The organism is Treponema saccharophilum DSM 2985 (assembly GCF_000255555.1).
Taxonomy (GTDB): domain Bacteria; phylum Spirochaetota; class Spirochaetia; order Treponematales; family Treponemataceae; genus Treponema_D; species Treponema_D saccharophilum.
In genome coordinates this window covers 15,642-31,580 of the sequence record NZ_AGRW01000023.1, presented here as the reverse complement: position 1 = coordinate 31,580, position 15,939 = coordinate 15,642, and the positions used below count along the sequence as shown (strand labels likewise).

The window sequence follows — 15,939 nt, the reverse complement described above, 5'->3', positions numbered from 1 at the left end:
AGGGAAATTGTCTGGATAATTCAGTTATGGAAAATTGGTTTGGGATTATGAAGTCAGAATTGCTTTTATCCAAATAAATATACTGACATTGAAGTTTTCAAAAAGGATTTAATCGATTACATTGATTATTATAACAACAGACGGATTAAGTTAAAATTAAAAGGACTCAGCCCTGTTGATTACAGAACTAAGTCCTTTAAGTCCGTTAGTTAAAGTGTCCAATAAATGGGGTACACTTCATTGATTCAGCAGGGATTTTTTTTGCGCTATTTTACCAAATATTGATTTGCATCTCGGAAGCGATTTGTCAAAATCAAAATGATGTCAACAAACCAACCGACCATAAAAAGAGCGCCCGTAAACAAATACAAAAATCCCTTTTTGATATGCCCTGTATAAAACTGATGAGCGCCGCCTGCACCAAGAAAAAAGCATAAAACAAAAGTCACCCATTTGTTTTTATCACTTTTAATTCCAATAGCATCTGCGCACTCTTGAAGCGTTTTCCCCGCTTCTTCCAGTTTTTTAAATTCCTTACGAGTAAAATAAGCCCTGCCAGAAGAGCCAGAAGAAGAAGAGCCAGAACAACTTGTACTTCTACCAAGTATTCTCGCTTTCGCCCTCTCAAGACAATATTCCGAGCAAAACGCCTTCGCTCGTCCACCCATATCGCCGCCATAATCTGCGCGCCCGCCTGTTACTTCCGAGCTCCAACACTGCACCCCAGGATAAATCGCCCGCCCGCACTCATCGCAATAATAAACATCATTTGCTCCCATTGGCATAAAATCGCCTCCATTTATAAATTTCAATCAACTATATATTATAATCTTTGTGCATTTTACCCCGTAAAAAATTTTTTTAATCAAAATCATCATCAAAAACTCACTTTTTTCGCTTTTTCTTTTTTTGGATTTTCTCGATTTCCATCTTTTCAAAATCAACTCTCCGAATGACGCAATCACCCATTGGCAAAACAACCTCTTTCGCATTCGGCGACAAACAATCAATCAAATCAGAAAAAAACTCCTCAACAAACATTCCAGTTTTCGGCGTCCCGTCTTCACCAAGAAGAAGCACAACAGAGTCAAACCGTTTTACCTCGTTATCTTCACTCTCATAAGCGCAAAGCTCAAGAGGCTGATAAATCGCAGCATCATCACCCTTTCTGAAAACAGACAAGTGCGCTTTTCCAATATCGCTTGCTGCAAAAGTTTTGTCACCATAGCCAGAAAACGCATCTTTTTCTTGGCTTCTGACAGCGTTTATGAACCAAACGATTTCGCTTTCGCTAAAAGTCGCACGAAAATCTCTGTAGGGGTCAGTGAACGCAGGATAGCACATCGTTCGCGCCTCGATTACAAAATCCCCAGCCTTGTTTTTCTCGATTTTCCATACGCAAAGCCCGCGACGCTGCTTTTGAAAATCTTTTTCCGCTTCTATCTCTCTTGCTTTTTCGCTATCTTTCTCGATTTCCATAAAATTAAGTATACCAGAGAAAGCAAAAATCGACTGTATTAACGTAAACTCTGCAGTTGCTGAGCGTAGTCGAAGCATAAACTTGTCAATCCTAAGTTTTTGTGTTCCGATACAAATAGACACAATGAAATTTTTTGAGGACGAAAAAAAATGAAAACACTATTTTTTGCATTGACCTTGTTTTTTGGCATTGCAGCACTGAACGCAAACGAAAGTATCAGAAACAAAACCGAATTTTAGGAAACAGGCAAATTGGACAAATAAAAGCAAAGATACCGTTGTGCATGATTATCCGCTTCACTGATTTCGTTTCACAATATTTTCTACAAAACGCTTGTTTGAATCGAACGTTGCCTTACAATCGTCTTCAAGAAGTTCATATTCGTCTTTATGCCCGAGAATCGCATTTGCAAGCCGATATTGCTTTACGACTTCTTCGTCTGCATTTTCGGAACAAATCAGTTTTTCTTTTGAATCCCAATTCATAACCGACAAGAAAAGATAGTCTTCTACGGGTCGGTTCAGTTCCTTTTGCAATTCAATATAAATCCTTATGCTTGAAAGATGCTCGGACGCATAAAATCTCCAGCCGTATTCCTTTGCATATTTGAATGCAGTTTCAAACGAGATAATCATATCGTCCGGGAGTATGCTGTGGGATTTTCTTGAGCGAATCCGTAACTGACCCGTTGATTTTGTTTCGTCAACAATCACGACGTTTGTCTTGTTCCATTCGTCAAAGTTCAACATCTCTGTACCTCCTGTATCTGATTATAATATAGGTCGTTCCGTCAGCAATTTTCCAAAAACAGCATTTTTTAGAAAATTTGCAGACTTAACAACCTATATTATAAGGGTAGGAGATACGAAAGATGTACAGCAATTGTTTATTTGAAGCAATAAAGGCAAAAATCAAAGATCCAAAAAATGTACATATTTTCAAACTTCCTAAAAATTTCGGAGGTAGTGAAATTCATTTTATGTGGTACAATGAAGTCACTCATAAATACTACCACTCAAAGGTTTCTAACAACAAATGGTTAAAATTAAATCCTCTGAAAAAAGCTATTTACAAGTTGTGGCACGACCAAAAAATAAAAGAGGTTGATGAAGCATTTTTTAATGCACTTATCTAAAGGAACTTCAACATCTACGGAATAACAGAAAAAGAAAAAGTTAATATTTTAAGAAAGGCGTATCTTCGTATTGGAAAAATGGATACAGGCTGGCACAGCAATCTAATTGATTATCAAGATTCAGCCGAACTTCCTTCAAAAGAAGACGCTGATTTTTTGAAAAAAACTTTTAAGGTAGACCCCATAGTAAAAGTCGTATATTTTTTAGGGGGGTAGTAAAAGAGAATTAGGTTATTGTACCTTTACCACCCTCATAAAACTTTCTTGCAGAAAAAATTTCAAATGGAGATGGTTAAACCCTCTTGAAGAGGATTTTGCTAATTATTATTCAGGTGCTGCAAAATATGTAGATGAAGATTTTGAAACCAAAATTTAAATATTTTTCATTTTTTGCTGCACTTCTTTGTCATCTACAATTTCATATTTACCATCATATAGCTTTTTATTTTTAACCATTTTTTTTGCCCATTTTTCAGCCTCCTCTTTTGTTTTAAATTCAACACAATCCTCATTTGTTATATTACCATCCATATCTAAAACAACATATTGTTGAGAATTTTTATTATGAAGAGTATCGCGAAGTATTCGAGCAGGCAGAGAACTTCAAGAGATATGCGGGATAGATTGCATTGTAACAGAGCGGAATACAATCCCTTCTGAGACAGCCCCTCAAAAAAATACCCATGAAACTGAAGCGCACATCCTGGAATGGGAGAGCTTCGCTTCATGGGCGGTTTTTGCTCAGTCCTGCAATCTGTCGCGACAAAGATTGCGGAGGTAATTCAAAAATTACTTTCTGCTGAAATTAATGTCAGATAATTCTCTTTTCAGTTCGGCGCTCGGCGTAAAAATAACACGCAGTTTTTTTATGTCGGTCGCACTAACTTTTTCCGCCTCTTCATGCCCTTCGGCGCTGAAGGAAAGCTTGAAAATTCCGAATTTGTCCAGCCGTATACGGTTTGAATTCTTGAGGTATTGCGGCATCTTCTCCAAAAGGCTTTCGATGACAGCTATAACATCCGCCGGTGTTAGCGTGCAGGATTTTGAAATCTCCTTTGCCAGCACGTTCACATCGATTTCCTCACCGTATTCAGCAGTCGCATAATATTTCTGTTCGGCATCCCTGTTGAGCGGGTTCTGCCTTTTTTTAATTGAATAGAGCATATATAACTCCGTTTTTTGTATATCTTATAAAAATCTCCGTCGACGTATACTTATTGTCAGCTCAACGAGCCTCATCTCTTCGGCCGAAAAGATACGCATTGAAAATAATAAGGATGCGCTTTTTCGGCAATTTTTTTTTACGCTTTGCCCGAAAAAAAGTTGGTTTCGATTTTGTCATGGCGAACGGTCTTGGCAAGAAATCATGAATTTGAGGTTCAGGAACAAGATTTCAAAGAAACCCGCCCGAAAATTCTCAGTGAGTTTTCCTCAAAAAGTCACTGAGTTTTTAAAAATTCTCAGTAACTTTTTAAAAAAACTCAGTAACTTTTTTCCGCCATGAAAAGCGCCTGACAGTGCGGGGCCCGGAAGTTCGCGCTTCGCGCACCGCCTTTTTGTGGTAGAATGAAGTTGTCCGGATATCGTTTTCCGGACAGGTCAAATCTATGTCGGGCTTGCTTTTGCAAGGCGCAAGGAGTGTTTCATGACAAAAGATGATTTGAAGGATTTCGTCAACAAGAGCGTCGAGGCGTCCGTGTTCGCGCTCAACGAGGCGGGCAGGGCTGTCTCGAAATTCAAGGACGAGAGCGTCCTCAAAATCGAGATTGCCCAGCTGAAGTCGAAAATACAGAAGGCGAAGGCGTCTTTGGGGGAAATTGCCTACGAGGTGCTTTCTTCGGAAAGCGGAGCGCCGCTCCAGCCGTCCGACCCGCGTGTCGTCAAGATTCTCTCGGAGATAAGGGCGGACAGCGACGAGATAAAGAAGCGCGAAGAGCAGCTCAAGCCTGCGATTTCGCTGTGACGGATTTCGGGTTCGGGGAAAATATGGAAAGGATAAGGCGTGCCGTTGACGGGGACATCCCCGCCGTGCTGGGGCTGCTCGAGCAGGTGAACAAAATTCATCATGACGGGCGGCCTGACATATTCAATCTGGCGACAAAGTATTCCGCGGAGGAGCTTTCGGCGATATTTGCCGATGAGTCCTCTCCCGTGTTCGTCTTCGACGACGGCGGAACTGTTCTCGGGTATGTTTTCTGCGTGGTCAAGGAGACGAAGGGGGACAGGCTCCTCGCCGACATGAAGTCGCTTTACATAGACGACCTGTGCGTCGATTCCTCGGCGCGGGGAAGGCATATCGGGCAGAAGCTGTACGAATGCGCCTGCTCGTTCGCGAAGGACATCGGGTGCTACAATGTGACGCTGAACGTCTGGGCGCTGAACGGTTCCGCGCGGGCGTTTTACGAGAAGATAGGTATGAAAGTGCAGAAAATAGGTATGGAGACGATACTGTAGCCTACTTTGGGGAGGCGGATGTGCCGAATGCCTCGTTCAGCTCGCGCTGGGCGGCGAGCAGCCCGTCCCTTATCGGCATGTCCCCCTCTATTATTTCCTTCATGTGCTTTCCGAGTATCGCGTAGAATTCGTTCCAGCGCTCCATCACAGGACGGTAGACGCCGTTTTCGAGCGCGTCGCAGACCGCGGCGTACTGCGGATATTTCCGGAGGTATTCCTCGTTCCGCAGGCTCGAGTACCGGCAGGGGACGCCGCCCGCGCCGAGCGATGCCATCTGGACGTTCCTGTCCATGAGATGGCTGAGCAGTTTCGCCGCGCGCTCCTTCTCCGTGCTGAACTGCGATATGCCGAGCGTCCATATTCCGTATATGTTGGCGTTGTTGGCGGCGCTGTTCTTCTGCCGTTTTCCCGTCAGCGCGATGTAATCCATCGTCGAGTTACGTGTCGGGGTGTACCAGCCGGGCCACCCGATTCCCATCGCGGCGGCTTTGTTCGCGATGGCTGCTGTCAGGTCGTCCTTTTTCGCGCTCCGCCCGGTTTTCGTGAGCTCGATGTAGCATCTTAGCGCCGCCACGAATTCCTTCGTGTATATTGTGGGGTTGTTGTCCTCGTCGACGACCCAGCCGCCGAACGAGCGGAGTATCGGAAGGAAATCGACGACGATGTTGTTTGCCGTGTCGCCCCGGTACATGAAGCCGAGGTTGTGGCGCTTTTTCGAGAACTTGCAGATTTTCTCGATGTCCTCGATGGACGTTATATCGTCGGGCCTGAAACCCGCCTCTTTCACTATGATTTTGTTGAAGAGCAGGACGGTCACGTTCCCGTAGTAAGGCGCGACAAAAAGGTGCCCGTCCTTGTAGCAGATGTTCTTCGTCGCGGGGATTATGTCGTCGTCGAGCAAGAATCCGAGCGAGTCAAGCTCCGCGAGCACGTTCTTCGACGTGAATTCCGCCATCCATGAGCTGTCGACCATGCACAGGTCGAACGCGTCCGCGCCGCCTGCCGATTCTGCGACTTTCCGGTGGAGCTCCTCCTCTCCGAGCTCCTTGACGACTACGAATGTGTTCGTCTCCGTCTGGAAGTCGGAAAGCCCCGCCTTCACGGCATTCGCGTATGCGCCTGCCCGCAGCAGCAGGGTGAGCGTCGCCTCCGGCTTGTCCTTCGGTATGGCGTTCCTGCACGACAGGACGGGAACCATCAGAAAAAGAATCGCAAACCGAATTATACTGTTCGTCCTCATTGTCGGCTCCTTCCGTGAGAATCATCGGAAATTCTCTTCCTTGTACCGCTCCATCGTCTTCCTGACTCCCTCCATGCACGTTTCGATTCTGTGCAGCGGGATGGAGCAGAAATAATCGACAAGCTCCGCGTCGAGCTGCGTTCCTGCGGCAAGGCGCAGCTCGGAAAGCGCGTCCTCGTATGAGAGTGCCGCTTTGTAGTTTTTCGCCATCGTTATCGCGGAGAACGTGTCCGCGACGGCTATGAGCCTCGATGCGAACGGGATGTCCTTTCCGGAAAGCTTGTAGTATCCGCTTCCGTCGACGCGCTCGTGGTGGTATTTCACCCAGGTGGCGATCGTCCCGAACCCTTCTAGCGGGGCGAGGATTTTCATCCCTATCTCCGGATGCCGCCTGACAAGCTCCCATTCGGATTCCTCGAGCTTGCCGCATTTGTTGATGATGCTCCTCGGGACGCCGAGCTTACCCACGTCGAGGAGGAGCGCGGCGTACATCAGCGAGTCCCTGTTTGCGAGCTTCTTGAGTCGTCCGGGAAGGCTGTCGTACAGGAGCATGGAAAGGTTCCGCACGTGTATCGAATGCCCGTCGAGGTTCGGGTCGCCAGCCTCGATGATGCCGACGAGCGCCTCGAGTATTTCCATCCCCTGCGCCTCCATCCTGCACATCCACGAGTAGAACCCGAAAAGTGCCGCGCTCGATATGATGCTTCCCGTCAGGAGCATTATCCCCATATATATGGAAAGGAAGTGTATCGAATAGATGAGCACGTAAAGCCCCAGCACGAACACAAGGCTTGTCGCGAAGAGGAGCGAGAAGCCTGCGTTTGCTTTTGTCTGCCGCGTCAGTACCGAATGACGGAAAAATATCAGCCATATATAGAAAACGATATCCGCCGCTATGAGGAGTGCGCCCGCGGCTATCATTATCTGGGAAAGTTCGTTCATTGCATCTGCTCCTTGTCCTCGTGGAAGTGTATCGCGTTCTTGCCAGAGCGCTTCGACTCGTACAGCGCGTCGTCGGCGCGGGAATAGGCGTCGTCCATGTCGAATTCGCCGTCCCGTATCTCCGTCGCCCCGATTGACGCGCGGATTCCGTTCACGCCGTCGAACTTCACCGCGTTCAGCGCGGAAAGAAGATGCTCGAGCACTGCCGCCAGCTCCGCGCGGGTGTCCTTTCCCCTCAGCAGCAGGATGAACTCGTCGCCCCCGAGCCTTCCCGCAACGCTTATGCGCTTCGTCAAATCCCATTTCGATGTCTGCCGGTCTTTCCCCCATTCCTTTTCGATGTCGAGCGCCGATTTTATGGTGCTTCCGGTGGTCTGTATCACTTTGTCGCCCATCTGGTGGCCGAGCTTGTCGTTTATCTGCTTGAATCCGTCCAAATCGACGAGGCACAGAACCTTGAATTCCCCGCCGCATTTCCTCAGAATTGCTTCCGAGATTGAGAAGAACCTGCCCCTGTTCAGAAGCCCGGTCAGCGAGTCGAAGCTCGACTTTACCTCAAGCTCCTGCTGTATCTGGAGGTTCCTGTGGAGAAGCTCGAACTGGCTTATCCTCGTGCGCTGGAACATGTAGTGCAGTCCGATTGATATGACGGAGATGATGAGCGCGTTGTACGTGTCGCTGTACGCGATAGAGAACGTCTTGAATCGGAACGACGTTGCGACGAACGCGACGTTGCTTGCGAGCGCGAGGAAAATCGTGTTCGGCATGTTCCCGATGTAGAGGAGGGAGGCGAGCATGAACAGGACGAGGTACATCGTCGCCGGCATGTACGGATGGGCTATCGAATTGAGGATTCCGTATGACATCAGCGTAAGGGTGCTCGTGTACGTTATTAGCGCGCTCCGCCGCTCCGTGAGCTGCGGCAGGAATTTGAGCGCGAGGGAGAACAGTATCGCGACGATTGTGTATGCCGCATAGAACGGAATTTCCTCCTGCGTCACGCCCATGATGTTCGTCGCGCTGAACGTCATGTATATCACGTTGATGATTAGGAACCACGTGGTCATTATTATCGCGTGCTTCCTGTTCGTCGAGCGTATCATGTCTATGCAATGATAGTATGTGTTCCGGTCGAAACCGTAATATATGAATGATTTTGGTGACATGCCCTTTTCCTGTAAGAATCGTGTGCTTTTTTTATGGAACAATTCTGCACCATGCGTTCAATTCTAACATGGAAAAAGAATTTCTCGGAAAAAAATAAGGCGATTTGCCGGAAGTTCCACGTTCCCGCGCGTCTTCCGGCAGGGGGAATTTTCTGCCTGCCGTTTACTGCGCCAGGATTGCCTCGAACCGCTCCGCGGCGGGGATGGATTCGGTGACGAAATAGTCGGGGTATTCGCTCATCAGCGATTTGAGCTGGTTCTCGAGTTTGTGCAGGTGCGCCTTCGTGTATATCTTCGCGTATTCGGCGTTCTGCTCCTGTATCGCGGACAGAATTTTCTGGTGCTGGAGGATTGTCTCCATCATGATGTCCTTGTTCCAGACGGTAATCATCCTGATGCGGGCGTAATGGTTGCTCGTGTTTTCTATTGTCTCCCAGCTGAGAACCTGCCCCGTGACCTTGAACATGTACGCGTGGAAGTCGTTGTCGAGCTTGATGAGCGAGTTGTAGTCGCACGTCCGCACGGTGGAGCGCTGCTTCTCGAGGTTCAGCTCAAGCTCGTTTACGTCCTTTCGCGTGCAGCGCTCGACAAGAAGGTCGATGTTCGCGCATTCGAGGCTCTCGCGGACGAAACGCTCCTGCTCGACTTTTGAGAAATCTATCCGAGAGACGAGCGTTTCCTTCTGCGGGTGGATGTCGACAAGACCGTCCCGCTGCAGGCGGATGAACGCCTCCCTGACGGGCGTCCTGCTGACGTTGAGCTTCTGTGCGATTTCCTGCGTGCTCATCGTCGTGCCCGGTTTGAGAACCAGTGTCATTATGTTGTTCCTGAGCGCATTGTATACGGCGCTCTGTACGCTTGAGTCATTTTTTCTCATGCTGACATGTTATCATTGCAAAAAGGTGATGTCAAGGAAACGGAAACGCGCTTGCCCTGCGGTTTTGATGTGTCGGACTGAAAATCTATCAGTTTTTTCATTTTTTGCGGCATTTTTTCTTGACGACGGATATGTTATACACTAACATGTCAGCATGTCAGTAAGGAGGAGTTTTTTATGAAAAAAACGGTTTTATATTCTATCGGTGCCGCGATTCTGTGCGGCGTTCTCTTTTCTTCATGCACGAAGAAGGCTTCCGACGCGAAGATTCCCGTCACGTTCGCGGGGACCGAGGCGGCGACGACGGGGCAGAGCCGCATGATGCAGGCTGTCGCCGACAAGCTCAACGAGACGGGACGGTTCAACGCCACCGTTCAGGTTGCGGGCGCGCTTTCGGGCGATACGGACGCGCTGGTGACGCAGGCGAAGCTCGGCATAAGCCTTGTCGTCCCGAGCGACCCCGGACGGCTCGCGAGCCAGTTCAAGATTCCGGATTTGAACATCCTCATGGCGCCCTACATCCTGACCGACCCGGCGGTCTTGAAGAAACTTCCTGACACGGCGCTTTTCAAGGAATGGCAGGCGGAGCTTGAGAAGCAGGGAATCGTGTACATCACGAACATGTACAACGGTTTCCGCTGCTTCTACACGACGACGCCCGTGAAGCATGTCAGCGACTTGTCGGGGCTCCGCATCCGCGGTTTCGGAAATTCCATCGGAAACAACCTCGCGCGGTATCTCGGTTTCGCGAACATCGGAATCTCGTGGGGCGAGGTTTTCCCCGGAATCCAGTCGAAGACGCTTGACGGTTGCGAGGTTCAGGTCGCCACGGCTGACGGCGCGCGCCTTTACGAGGTCATCAAGAACCTCGCGATGACGAAGCACTACATGCTCCAGTCGGCGTTCGTCTGCTCTTCCGCGTTCTACAACAGCATGTCGCCCGCCGACCGCGAGCTTTTCACCAAGATTATGCGCGATGCTGCCGTCGAGTACGGCGAGATAATCGCTGGCGAGGAGAAGGGGTTCTACGACAACATGAGGAAGAACGGCGTCACGATTACGGACGTCGATATTGCCGAATTCCAGAAGGCAATCGAGCCTCTGTACACGAACAACGACCTCGGGTTCTCCGCTGGGCTGAAGGACAGGCTTTTCAGCGAGCTTAAATAGCGGCCGGCTGTCATTCCGGACAGCCTTGCAAGGTGTTTTTCCGGCTCCCTTTTGCCCGTGTCGGAAAGAGGGGAGCCGTTTTGCGTTTTGGAAGTGGTTATGAAAAAAATATATGAATGGTGCTGCCGGATTGAGACGGCGGTATGCGGGGCCGGCTTCGTGTTCCTGATAATCCTCGTGTTCTCCTCGGCGATATTGCGCTTCTTGAAAATATCGATGTCGTGGAACATGGATTTGGCGATGTTCTTCCTCGCGTGGACGTCGTTCCTCGGCGCGGACATCGCGTGGAGGAGCGGGCAGCTCATCGGAATCGACATAGTGACGAGGTTCTTCCCGAAAAAGATGCAGAAGGTCGTGCTTATTGCCCTGTACATGGTGATTTTCTGCGTGACTGCTGTTATATGCGTTTTCGGGATTCGCCTTGCGTGGACGGAGCGGCTCAGGACGTACCAGTCGATACCGATTCCTTACTCGCTGATGACGCTGAGCCTTGTCGTCGCGACATTCTCGATGTCGGTTTCGACCGTCGTGAAAATAGTAAAATGCATACAGCATTTCAATAAAAGCGAATAGTTTTGCGGAGAGAACATGACACTTCTTCTGTTGAGTTTTGTGGTCTTCCTTTTTCTGGGAATGCCCATAGCATTTGTGATAGGAATAGCGGGGTTCGCCTATTTTATGAGCAACCCGATACTTCCCTTTGAGGCGGCGGTGCAGACGATTGTTATCCAAAGCCAGTCGTTCACGTTCCTCGCGGTGCCGTTCTTTATTTTCGCTGGAAACCTGATGAACGTCTCCGGAATCACGGAGCAGCTTCTCGGGCTTTCTCGGCTCCTGACGCGGCGCATGTACGGCGGGACGGCGCAGATTTCCGTGGTGATGTCCACGCTGATGGGCGGCGTTTCCGGCTCGGCGACTGCCGATGCAGCGATGGAGACGAGAATCCTCGCGCCCGAGATGATGAGGCGCGGATACACGAAGGGATACATCTGCTCGGTCAACTGCCTTACGGCGCTCATAACGGCGACGATTCCGCCGAGCCTCGGCCTCATCATATTCGGCTTCGTCGGGGATGTCTCCATCGGGCGCCTTTTTGCCGCGGGAATCATCCCCGGAATCCTGATGATGCTTTTCCTGATGGGAACGACGACGATTACGAGCCGGATACGGAAATTCGATCCGCCTGCCGCCGACGCTCCCAAGCTCACCCTGCGCGAGGTGCTTCTGAACCTCAAGGTGTCCGTCTGGGCTCTCCTGTTCCCGATTATCCTTATCGTCGGAATCCGCTTCGGCTTGTTCACCCCGTCTGAGTCGGGCGCGTTCGCGGTCGTCTATGCGATTGTCGTCGGCAAATTCATCTACAAGAAGCTCAACTGGAAGAACTTCAAGGAAGCGCTCATAACGACGATAAAGGACAACGGCGCGATAATGCTGATAATCGCCATGTCGGGGCCGTTCAGCTACGCAATCACGTGGGTCAAGCTTCCCGCCATGCTCAGCACGTTCATCTTCGGAATCACTGAAAACCCGCAGATTCTCACGATGATTATGCTCGGCTTCCTGTTCATCACTGGCATGTTCGTCGACAGCAACGTCAACTTCCTTCTCCTCACGCCGATTTTCCTTCCGATGGTGACGAGCGTGGGGATGGATCCGGTGCATTTCGGCGTCCTCATGGCGACAATCGTGACGCTTGGCGTCATGACGCCTCCCATCGGCTCCGCGCTCTACACGGTCTGCGGAATCATCGGCTGCCCGCCCGAGGAATACACGAAGGAAAGCCTGCCTTTCCTTCTGGCGATTCTGGTGGAGCTTGCGATTCTGGTGTTCTGCCCCAAGCTCGTCCTGTTCATCCCGAACATGATTTTTGGCGTGGCAGGCTGATTTTTAGGAGATTTTGATATGAAAATGACGATGAGATGGTTCGGTTCGAAATACGATACCGTAACATTGAGGCAAATCCGCCAGACGGCTTACGTCAAGGGCGTGATATCGACGCTGTACGGCAAAATGCCCGGCGAGGTCTGGAGCGCGGCGGAGATAAAGTCGCTCAAGGACGAGGTCGAGGAAGCCGGGCTCACGCTTGACGGAATCGAGAGCGTCAACGTGAGCGACGCGATAAAGACGGCGGGCGAGGGGCGCGACAAGGATATCGACGCGTACATACAGACGCTCGAGAACCTCGGGAAGAACGATATCCACATGGTCTGCTACAATTTCATGCCCGTGTTCGACTGGACGAGGACGGAGCTTGCCCGCGTTCGTCCGGACGGCTCGACCGTCATGGCGTACAGCCAGAAAGCCGTGGACGCGATTGACCCCGAGAAGATGTTCGACAGCATCGCGGGCGACATGAACGGGACGGTCATGCCCGGCTGGGAGCCTGAGCGCATGGCGCGGATAAAGGACCTCTTCAAGATGTACGAGGGGATTACGGAGGATGCCCTTTTCGGGAACCTCAAATATTTCCTCGAGGCGATAATGCCCGTCTGCGACAAGTACGACATAAAAATGGCGATTCACCCCGACGACCCGTCATGGAGCGTCTTCGGGCTTCCCCGCATAATCACGAGCCTGCCGAACATCCAGCGCATGATGAAGATGGTGGACAATCCGCACAACGGAGTCACGTTCTGCGCCGGAAGCTACGGCACGAACCCGGAGAACGACCTTCCCGCGATGATTCGCGCGCTGAAAGGGAGAATCCACTTCGCGCACGTGCGGAATTTGCAGTTCAACGACGGCAGGAACGATTTCGAGGAGGCGGCGCACCTTTCGAGCGACGGCTCGTTCGACATGAACGCAATCGTCAGGGCGCTGTACGACATCGGCTTTGAGGGACCAATCCGCCCGGACCACGGAAGGATGATTTGGGGAGAGAAGGCGATGCCCGGCTACGGGTTGTACGACCGTGCGCTCGGGGCCGCATACATCTGCGGCCTTTGGGAGGCAATCGAGAAATCGGAGGCGGAAAAATGAGGATGACTCTTGAGGGGCTCGGCGACAGGGAAGGATGGAAGCGTGCCGGCGTCGCGCTTCCGTCATACGACATAGAAGCGGCGCGCGTGCGGACCGTGAGGAATCCGGCGTGGGTTCATTTCGGCGCGGGGAACATTTTCCGCATGTTCATCGGCGGAATAGCAGACTCGCTCCTCGAGCAGAACCTGTGCAAAACCGGGATAATCTGCGCCGAGACGTTCAGCTTCGACATCATCGACGAAATCTACAAGCCGTACGACAACCTCGTCCTCGCGGTAACGCTCCGTCCCGACGGCTCGTCCGACAGGAGAATCATCGCGTCGCTTTCGGAGGCCGTCCGCTCAAGCCCGTCGAACGCCGCCGAATGGGAGCGGATGAAGCAGATTTTCGCGTCCCCGTCCCTGCAGATGGCGAGCTTCACGATAACGGAAAAAGGATACGCGCTGACGAACGCGGACGGCGGTTTTCTTCCATATATACAGGGCGATATGGAGAAGGGGCCGTGCGGCGCGACAAGCGCGATGGGGCAGGTGACGGCGCTTCTCTTCCACCGGTTCGTAAGCGGCGCCACCCCGGTCGCTCTCGTCAGCATGGACAACTGCTCGCGGAACGGGAAGAAGCTCCGGGATTCCGTCATGACGATGGCGGAAAAATGGCTCCTGAAAGGATTCGTCGGCAGGGATTTCATAGAATACATCAGCGACGAGAAGCGCGTGTCGTTCCCGTGGTCGATGATAGACAAAATCACGCCGCGCCCGAGCGAGGAAATCGGCAGGGAGCTCGAATCGAGCGGCATCGAGAACATGCGCCCGTTCGTCACGGAGAAGAAGACGTTCATCGCGCCGTTCGTCAACGCGGAAGGCCCGCAATATCTCGTCATCGAGGACAACTTCCCCAACGGACGCCCCCCGCTTGAGAAAGCCGGCGTCTACATGACCGACCGCGACACCGTGAACAGCGTCGAGCGCATGAAGGTTACGACGTGCCTGAACCCGCTCCACACGGCGCTCGCGGTGTACGGCTGCCTTCTCGGCTACAAGCTGATTGCGGACGAGATGAAGGACGCGGAGCTTTCTGAGCTTGTGCGGAGAATCGGCCTTTCCGAGGGAATGCCCGTCGTCACGAATCCGGGGATACTTTCTCCTGAGCAGTTCGTCGACGAGGTCATAAACACGCGCCTTCCGAACCCGTTCGTTCCGGACACCCCGCAGCGCATTTCGTGCGACACGTCGCAGAAAGTAGGAATCCGCTTCGGCGAGACGATAAAAAGCTATGTCGAGAAATACGGCGATGCCTCCAAGCTTGAGGCGATTCCGCTTGCCATTGCCGGATGGTGCCGCTACCTTCTTGCCGTGGACGACGACGGGAACTCGTTCGAGCTTTCTCCCGACCCGATGGCGGACGAGCTTCGCGCGTCTCTTGCCGGAATCGTCTGGAACAAGCCCGAAAGCTGCGGGGACCAGCTGAGAAAAATCCTCGCGAACGACAAGATTTTCGGGATTGACCTGTACGAGGCGGGAATCGCCGCAAAAGTCGAGTCGATGTTCAGGGAGGAGCTTTTGGGAGCTGGCGCAGTCCGCGCGACGCTCAAAAAGCACCTCGCGTGACAATCCGCGCCCGCTCCAATTCGCTTTGAGCGGTTGAAAAACGTCCCGAGCCTGAATCGCACGCCATGTGCCAGATGGCCCGGGCATTTTTTTTTGCGCCGGTTTTTGTGTCCGCCTGATTTTACGCGTGCCCGTGCAGAGCGCTGATACAAAGCCCGAAGATGTCAGAGGGGGGAAAATTCATCAATCAAATCCTTCAGGTGTATGTAGAAAATGTATTCAAGGTTTAGATAATGATATTGTCAAACCAAGTGTTGAAGCAGCTGAGCCTAAAATATCCAAAGCTTCGCATAGAAGTTACATCAGAGGTTCTACCAAATGTAAATGTAAGTGGAAAAAGCAATTTTGTGATGATGAATGGAAAATATATACAATAGTGGAGGATACTATGGAAATATTTAAGTTGAATAAAAAAAATAAGTGTGTATTTGCTATAAAATTAGCAGAAAGAGCTTCTCGCTATATTGTAGATACTGAAAAATTAACTTTGATTAATAATGCAATAGAAATAGCATTAACATTTGTACAAACAGAAAAAGGAAATGGCGAAGTTTTGTATAATTTTTTGGATAATGAGAATAATGGATTTACCATTTTTCAAGAAATGGAGATTGATGAAAAAATAAGGGATGCTTGGGATTGCATAATAGATGCCATTGCTTATATAACAAAAGAAATATATCTAGTTAATGGAGAAAAATATTTTCCAGAACCTATTGAAATGGTTGATGATACAATTTTCACACATATGATAAATGCTTTAAAATTATGTAGTTCTGAGGAAGTAGAATTTTTAGAAAATTTATATGAAGATTGTTTCAATAACCAAAAAGCCTAACAAAGGTTCAAAGCCGACAGCGGGTCGAGCTGCCTGCGGTACAGCCAGTTG

At 50.4% G+C, this 15,939-nt stretch carries 18 protein-coding genes and 1 pseudogene; 10 read left to right on the top strand and 9 right to left on the bottom strand.

The genetic code is table 11. From position 1 onward, the window contains the following. A pseudogene (locus TRESADRAFT_RS15525) lies at positions 1–213 on the top strand (IS3 family transposase); the annotation flags it as partial. 53 nt (positions 214–266) lie between these two features. On the opposite strand, the gene TRESADRAFT_RS14770 reads toward TRESADRAFT_RS15525, so the two are convergent. From TRESADRAFT_RS14770 to TRESADRAFT_RS00590, 3 genes are all read right to left on the bottom strand, one after another. Further along, complete coding sequence (locus tag TRESADRAFT_RS14770) at positions 267–812, bottom strand: TM2 domain-containing protein (protein ID WP_159100012.1); 546 nt, start codon at positions 810–812, stop codon at positions 267–269. Between the two features lie 73 nt (positions 813–885). Further along, entirely contained in the window at positions 886–1,479 is a 594-nt protein-coding gene (locus TRESADRAFT_RS00595) for a hypothetical protein (protein WP_141607017.1), read from the bottom strand. A 297-nt stretch (positions 1,480–1,776) separates the two neighbouring features. Beyond that, the gene (locus TRESADRAFT_RS00590) at positions 1,777–2,229 is read right to left on the bottom strand and encodes a hypothetical protein (RefSeq protein WP_002701847.1); all 453 of its coding nucleotides are present in this window, start codon (positions 2,227–2,229) and stop codon (positions 1,777–1,779) included. A 122-nt stretch (positions 2,230–2,351) separates the two neighbouring features. Here TRESADRAFT_RS00590 and TRESADRAFT_RS00585 point away from each other — a divergent pair, with 122 nt between their 5' ends. Then, positions 2,352–2,615 carry a hypothetical protein gene (locus TRESADRAFT_RS00585; protein ID WP_002701846.1) on the top strand — a complete coding sequence of 88 codons (264 nt, stop codon included), beginning with the start codon at positions 2,352–2,354 and terminating at the stop codon, positions 2,613–2,615. A 372-nt stretch (positions 2,616–2,987) separates the two neighbouring features. Here TRESADRAFT_RS00585 and TRESADRAFT_RS16165 read toward each other — a convergent pair whose 3' ends face one another. Then, positions 2,988–3,146 carry a hypothetical protein gene (locus tag TRESADRAFT_RS16165; protein WP_159100011.1) on the bottom strand — a complete coding sequence of 53 codons (159 nt, stop codon included), beginning with the start codon at positions 3,144–3,146 and terminating at the stop codon, positions 2,988–2,990. Positions 3,147–3,404: 258 nt separating this feature from the next. Then, positions 3,405–3,779 (bottom strand): HU family DNA-binding protein, encoded by a 375-nt coding sequence (locus TRESADRAFT_RS00575; protein WP_002701845.1) that lies wholly within the window; start codon positions 3,777–3,779, stop codon positions 3,405–3,407. Positions 3,780–4,260: 481 nt separating this feature from the next. Between TRESADRAFT_RS00575 and TRESADRAFT_RS00570 the strand changes: the two genes are divergently transcribed. Together TRESADRAFT_RS00570 and TRESADRAFT_RS00565 are read left to right on the top strand one after the other, a co-directional pair. Further along, positions 4,261–4,578 (top strand): hypothetical protein, encoded by a 318-nt coding sequence (locus TRESADRAFT_RS00570; RefSeq protein ID WP_002701844.1) that lies wholly within the window; start codon positions 4,261–4,263, stop codon positions 4,576–4,578. Between the two features lie 23 nt (positions 4,579–4,601). Next, complete coding sequence (locus TRESADRAFT_RS00565) at positions 4,602–5,069, top strand: GNAT family N-acetyltransferase (protein WP_002701843.1); 468 nt, start codon at positions 4,602–4,604, stop codon at positions 5,067–5,069. 1 nt (position 5,070) lies between these two features. On the opposite strand, the gene TRESADRAFT_RS00560 is transcribed toward TRESADRAFT_RS00565, so the two are convergent. The 4 genes from TRESADRAFT_RS00560 to TRESADRAFT_RS00545 all read right to left on the bottom strand — a co-directional run bounded on the left by TRESADRAFT_RS00560 (position 5,071) and on the right by TRESADRAFT_RS00545 (position 9,294). Next, the gene (locus TRESADRAFT_RS00560; protein ID WP_002701842.1) at positions 5,071–6,309 is read right to left on the bottom strand and encodes an extracellular solute-binding protein; all 1,239 of its coding nucleotides are present in this window, start codon (positions 6,307–6,309) and stop codon (positions 5,071–5,073) included. 21 nt (positions 6,310–6,330) lie between these two features. Further along, on the bottom strand, positions 6,331–7,251 hold the full coding sequence (locus TRESADRAFT_RS00555; protein ID WP_002701841.1) for an HD-GYP domain-containing protein: 921 nt from the start codon (positions 7,249–7,251) through the stop codon (positions 6,331–6,333). Next, positions 7,248–8,417 carry a GGDEF domain-containing protein gene (locus TRESADRAFT_RS14765; RefSeq protein WP_002701840.1) on the bottom strand — a complete coding sequence of 390 codons (1,170 nt, stop codon included), beginning with the start codon at positions 8,415–8,417 and terminating at the stop codon, positions 7,248–7,250. The genes TRESADRAFT_RS00555 and TRESADRAFT_RS14765 overlap by 4 nt, the downstream gene beginning before the upstream one ends. 163 nt (positions 8,418–8,580) lie before the next feature. After that, entirely contained in the window at positions 8,581–9,294 is a 714-nt protein-coding gene (locus TRESADRAFT_RS00545; protein WP_002701839.1) for a GntR family transcriptional regulator, read from the bottom strand. Between the two features lie 177 nt (positions 9,295–9,471). On the opposite strand from TRESADRAFT_RS00545, the gene dctP reads away from it, so the two are divergent. The 6 genes from dctP (at position 9,472) to TRESADRAFT_RS16445 (ending at position 15,888) form a co-directional block, all read left to right on the top strand. Then, complete coding sequence (dctP, locus tag TRESADRAFT_RS00540) at positions 9,472–10,464, top strand: TRAP transporter substrate-binding protein DctP (RefSeq protein ID WP_002701837.1); 993 nt, start codon at positions 9,472–9,474, stop codon at positions 10,462–10,464. 99 nt (positions 10,465–10,563) lie between these two features. Next, positions 10,564–11,037 (top strand): TRAP transporter small permease, encoded by a 474-nt coding sequence (locus TRESADRAFT_RS00535; protein ID WP_002701835.1) that lies wholly within the window; start codon positions 10,564–10,566, stop codon positions 11,035–11,037. Positions 11,038–11,052: 15 nt separating this feature from the next. Next, positions 11,053–12,348, top strand: coding sequence for a TRAP transporter large permease (locus tag TRESADRAFT_RS00530; protein ID WP_002701833.1), 1,296 nt, complete (start codon positions 11,053–11,055; stop codon positions 12,346–12,348). A gap of 18 nt (positions 12,349–12,366) precedes the next feature. Beyond that, entirely contained in the window at positions 12,367–13,443 is a 1,077-nt protein-coding gene (gene uxuA, locus TRESADRAFT_RS00525; protein ID WP_002701831.1) for a mannonate dehydratase, read from the top strand. Then, positions 13,440–15,050, top strand: a complete 1,611-nt coding sequence (locus TRESADRAFT_RS00520; RefSeq protein ID WP_002701830.1) for a mannitol dehydrogenase family protein — start codon at positions 13,440–13,442, stop codon at positions 15,048–15,050. Before uxuA ends, TRESADRAFT_RS00520 begins: the two co-directional genes overlap by 4 nt. A gap of 67 nt (positions 15,051–15,117) precedes the next feature. Beyond that, a complete protein-coding gene (locus TRESADRAFT_RS16445; RefSeq protein ID WP_002701828.1) occupies positions 15,118–15,888 on the top strand; it encodes an Imm6 family immunity protein in 771 nt (256 codons plus the stop codon). Positions 15,889–15,939: the final 51 nt, after the last annotated feature.

Excerpts from the sequence above, each read along its gene's own strand:
- TRESADRAFT_RS00595 (WP_141607017.1), bottom strand. The coding sequence starts at position 1,479 with ATGGAAATCGAGAAAGATAGCGAAAAAGCAAGAGAGATAGAAGCGGAA.
- TRESADRAFT_RS00590 (WP_002701847.1), bottom strand. The coding sequence starts at position 2,229 with ATGTTGAACTTTGACGAATGGAACAAGACAAACGTCGTGATTGTTGAC.
- TRESADRAFT_RS00585 (WP_002701846.1), top strand. The coding sequence starts at position 2,352 with ATGTACAGCAATTGTTTATTTGAAGCAATAAAGGCAAAAATCAAAGAT.
- TRESADRAFT_RS16165 (WP_159100011.1), bottom strand. The coding sequence starts at position 3,146 with ATGGATGGTAATATAACAAATGAGGATTGTGTTGAATTTAAAACAAAA.
- TRESADRAFT_RS00575 (WP_002701845.1), bottom strand. The coding sequence starts at position 3,779 with ATGCTCTATTCAATTAAAAAAAGGCAGAACCCGCTCAACAGGGATGCC.
- TRESADRAFT_RS00570 (WP_002701844.1), top strand. The coding sequence starts at position 4,261 with ATGACAAAAGATGATTTGAAGGATTTCGTCAACAAGAGCGTCGAGGCG.
- TRESADRAFT_RS00565 (WP_002701843.1), top strand. The coding sequence starts at position 4,602 with ATGGAAAGGATAAGGCGTGCCGTTGACGGGGACATCCCCGCCGTGCTG.
- TRESADRAFT_RS00560 (WP_002701842.1), bottom strand. The coding sequence starts at position 6,309 with ATGAGGACGAACAGTATAATTCGGTTTGCGATTCTTTTTCTGATGGTT.
- TRESADRAFT_RS00555 (WP_002701841.1), bottom strand. The coding sequence starts at position 7,251 with ATGAACGAACTTTCCCAGATAATGATAGCCGCGGGCGCACTCCTCATA.
- TRESADRAFT_RS14765 (WP_002701840.1), bottom strand. The coding sequence starts at position 8,417 with ATGTCACCAAAATCATTCATATATTACGGTTTCGACCGGAACACATAC.
- TRESADRAFT_RS00545 (WP_002701839.1), bottom strand. The coding sequence starts at position 9,294 with ATGAGAAAAAATGACTCAAGCGTACAGAGCGCCGTATACAATGCGCTC.
- dctP (WP_002701837.1), top strand. The coding sequence starts at position 9,472 with ATGAAAAAAACGGTTTTATATTCTATCGGTGCCGCGATTCTGTGCGGC.
- TRESADRAFT_RS00535 (WP_002701835.1), top strand. The coding sequence starts at position 10,564 with ATGAAAAAAATATATGAATGGTGCTGCCGGATTGAGACGGCGGTATGC.
- TRESADRAFT_RS00530 (WP_002701833.1), top strand. The coding sequence starts at position 11,053 with ATGACACTTCTTCTGTTGAGTTTTGTGGTCTTCCTTTTTCTGGGAATG.
- uxuA (WP_002701831.1), top strand. The coding sequence starts at position 12,367 with ATGAAAATGACGATGAGATGGTTCGGTTCGAAATACGATACCGTAACA.
- TRESADRAFT_RS00520 (WP_002701830.1), top strand. The coding sequence starts at position 13,440 with ATGAGGATGACTCTTGAGGGGCTCGGCGACAGGGAAGGATGGAAGCGT.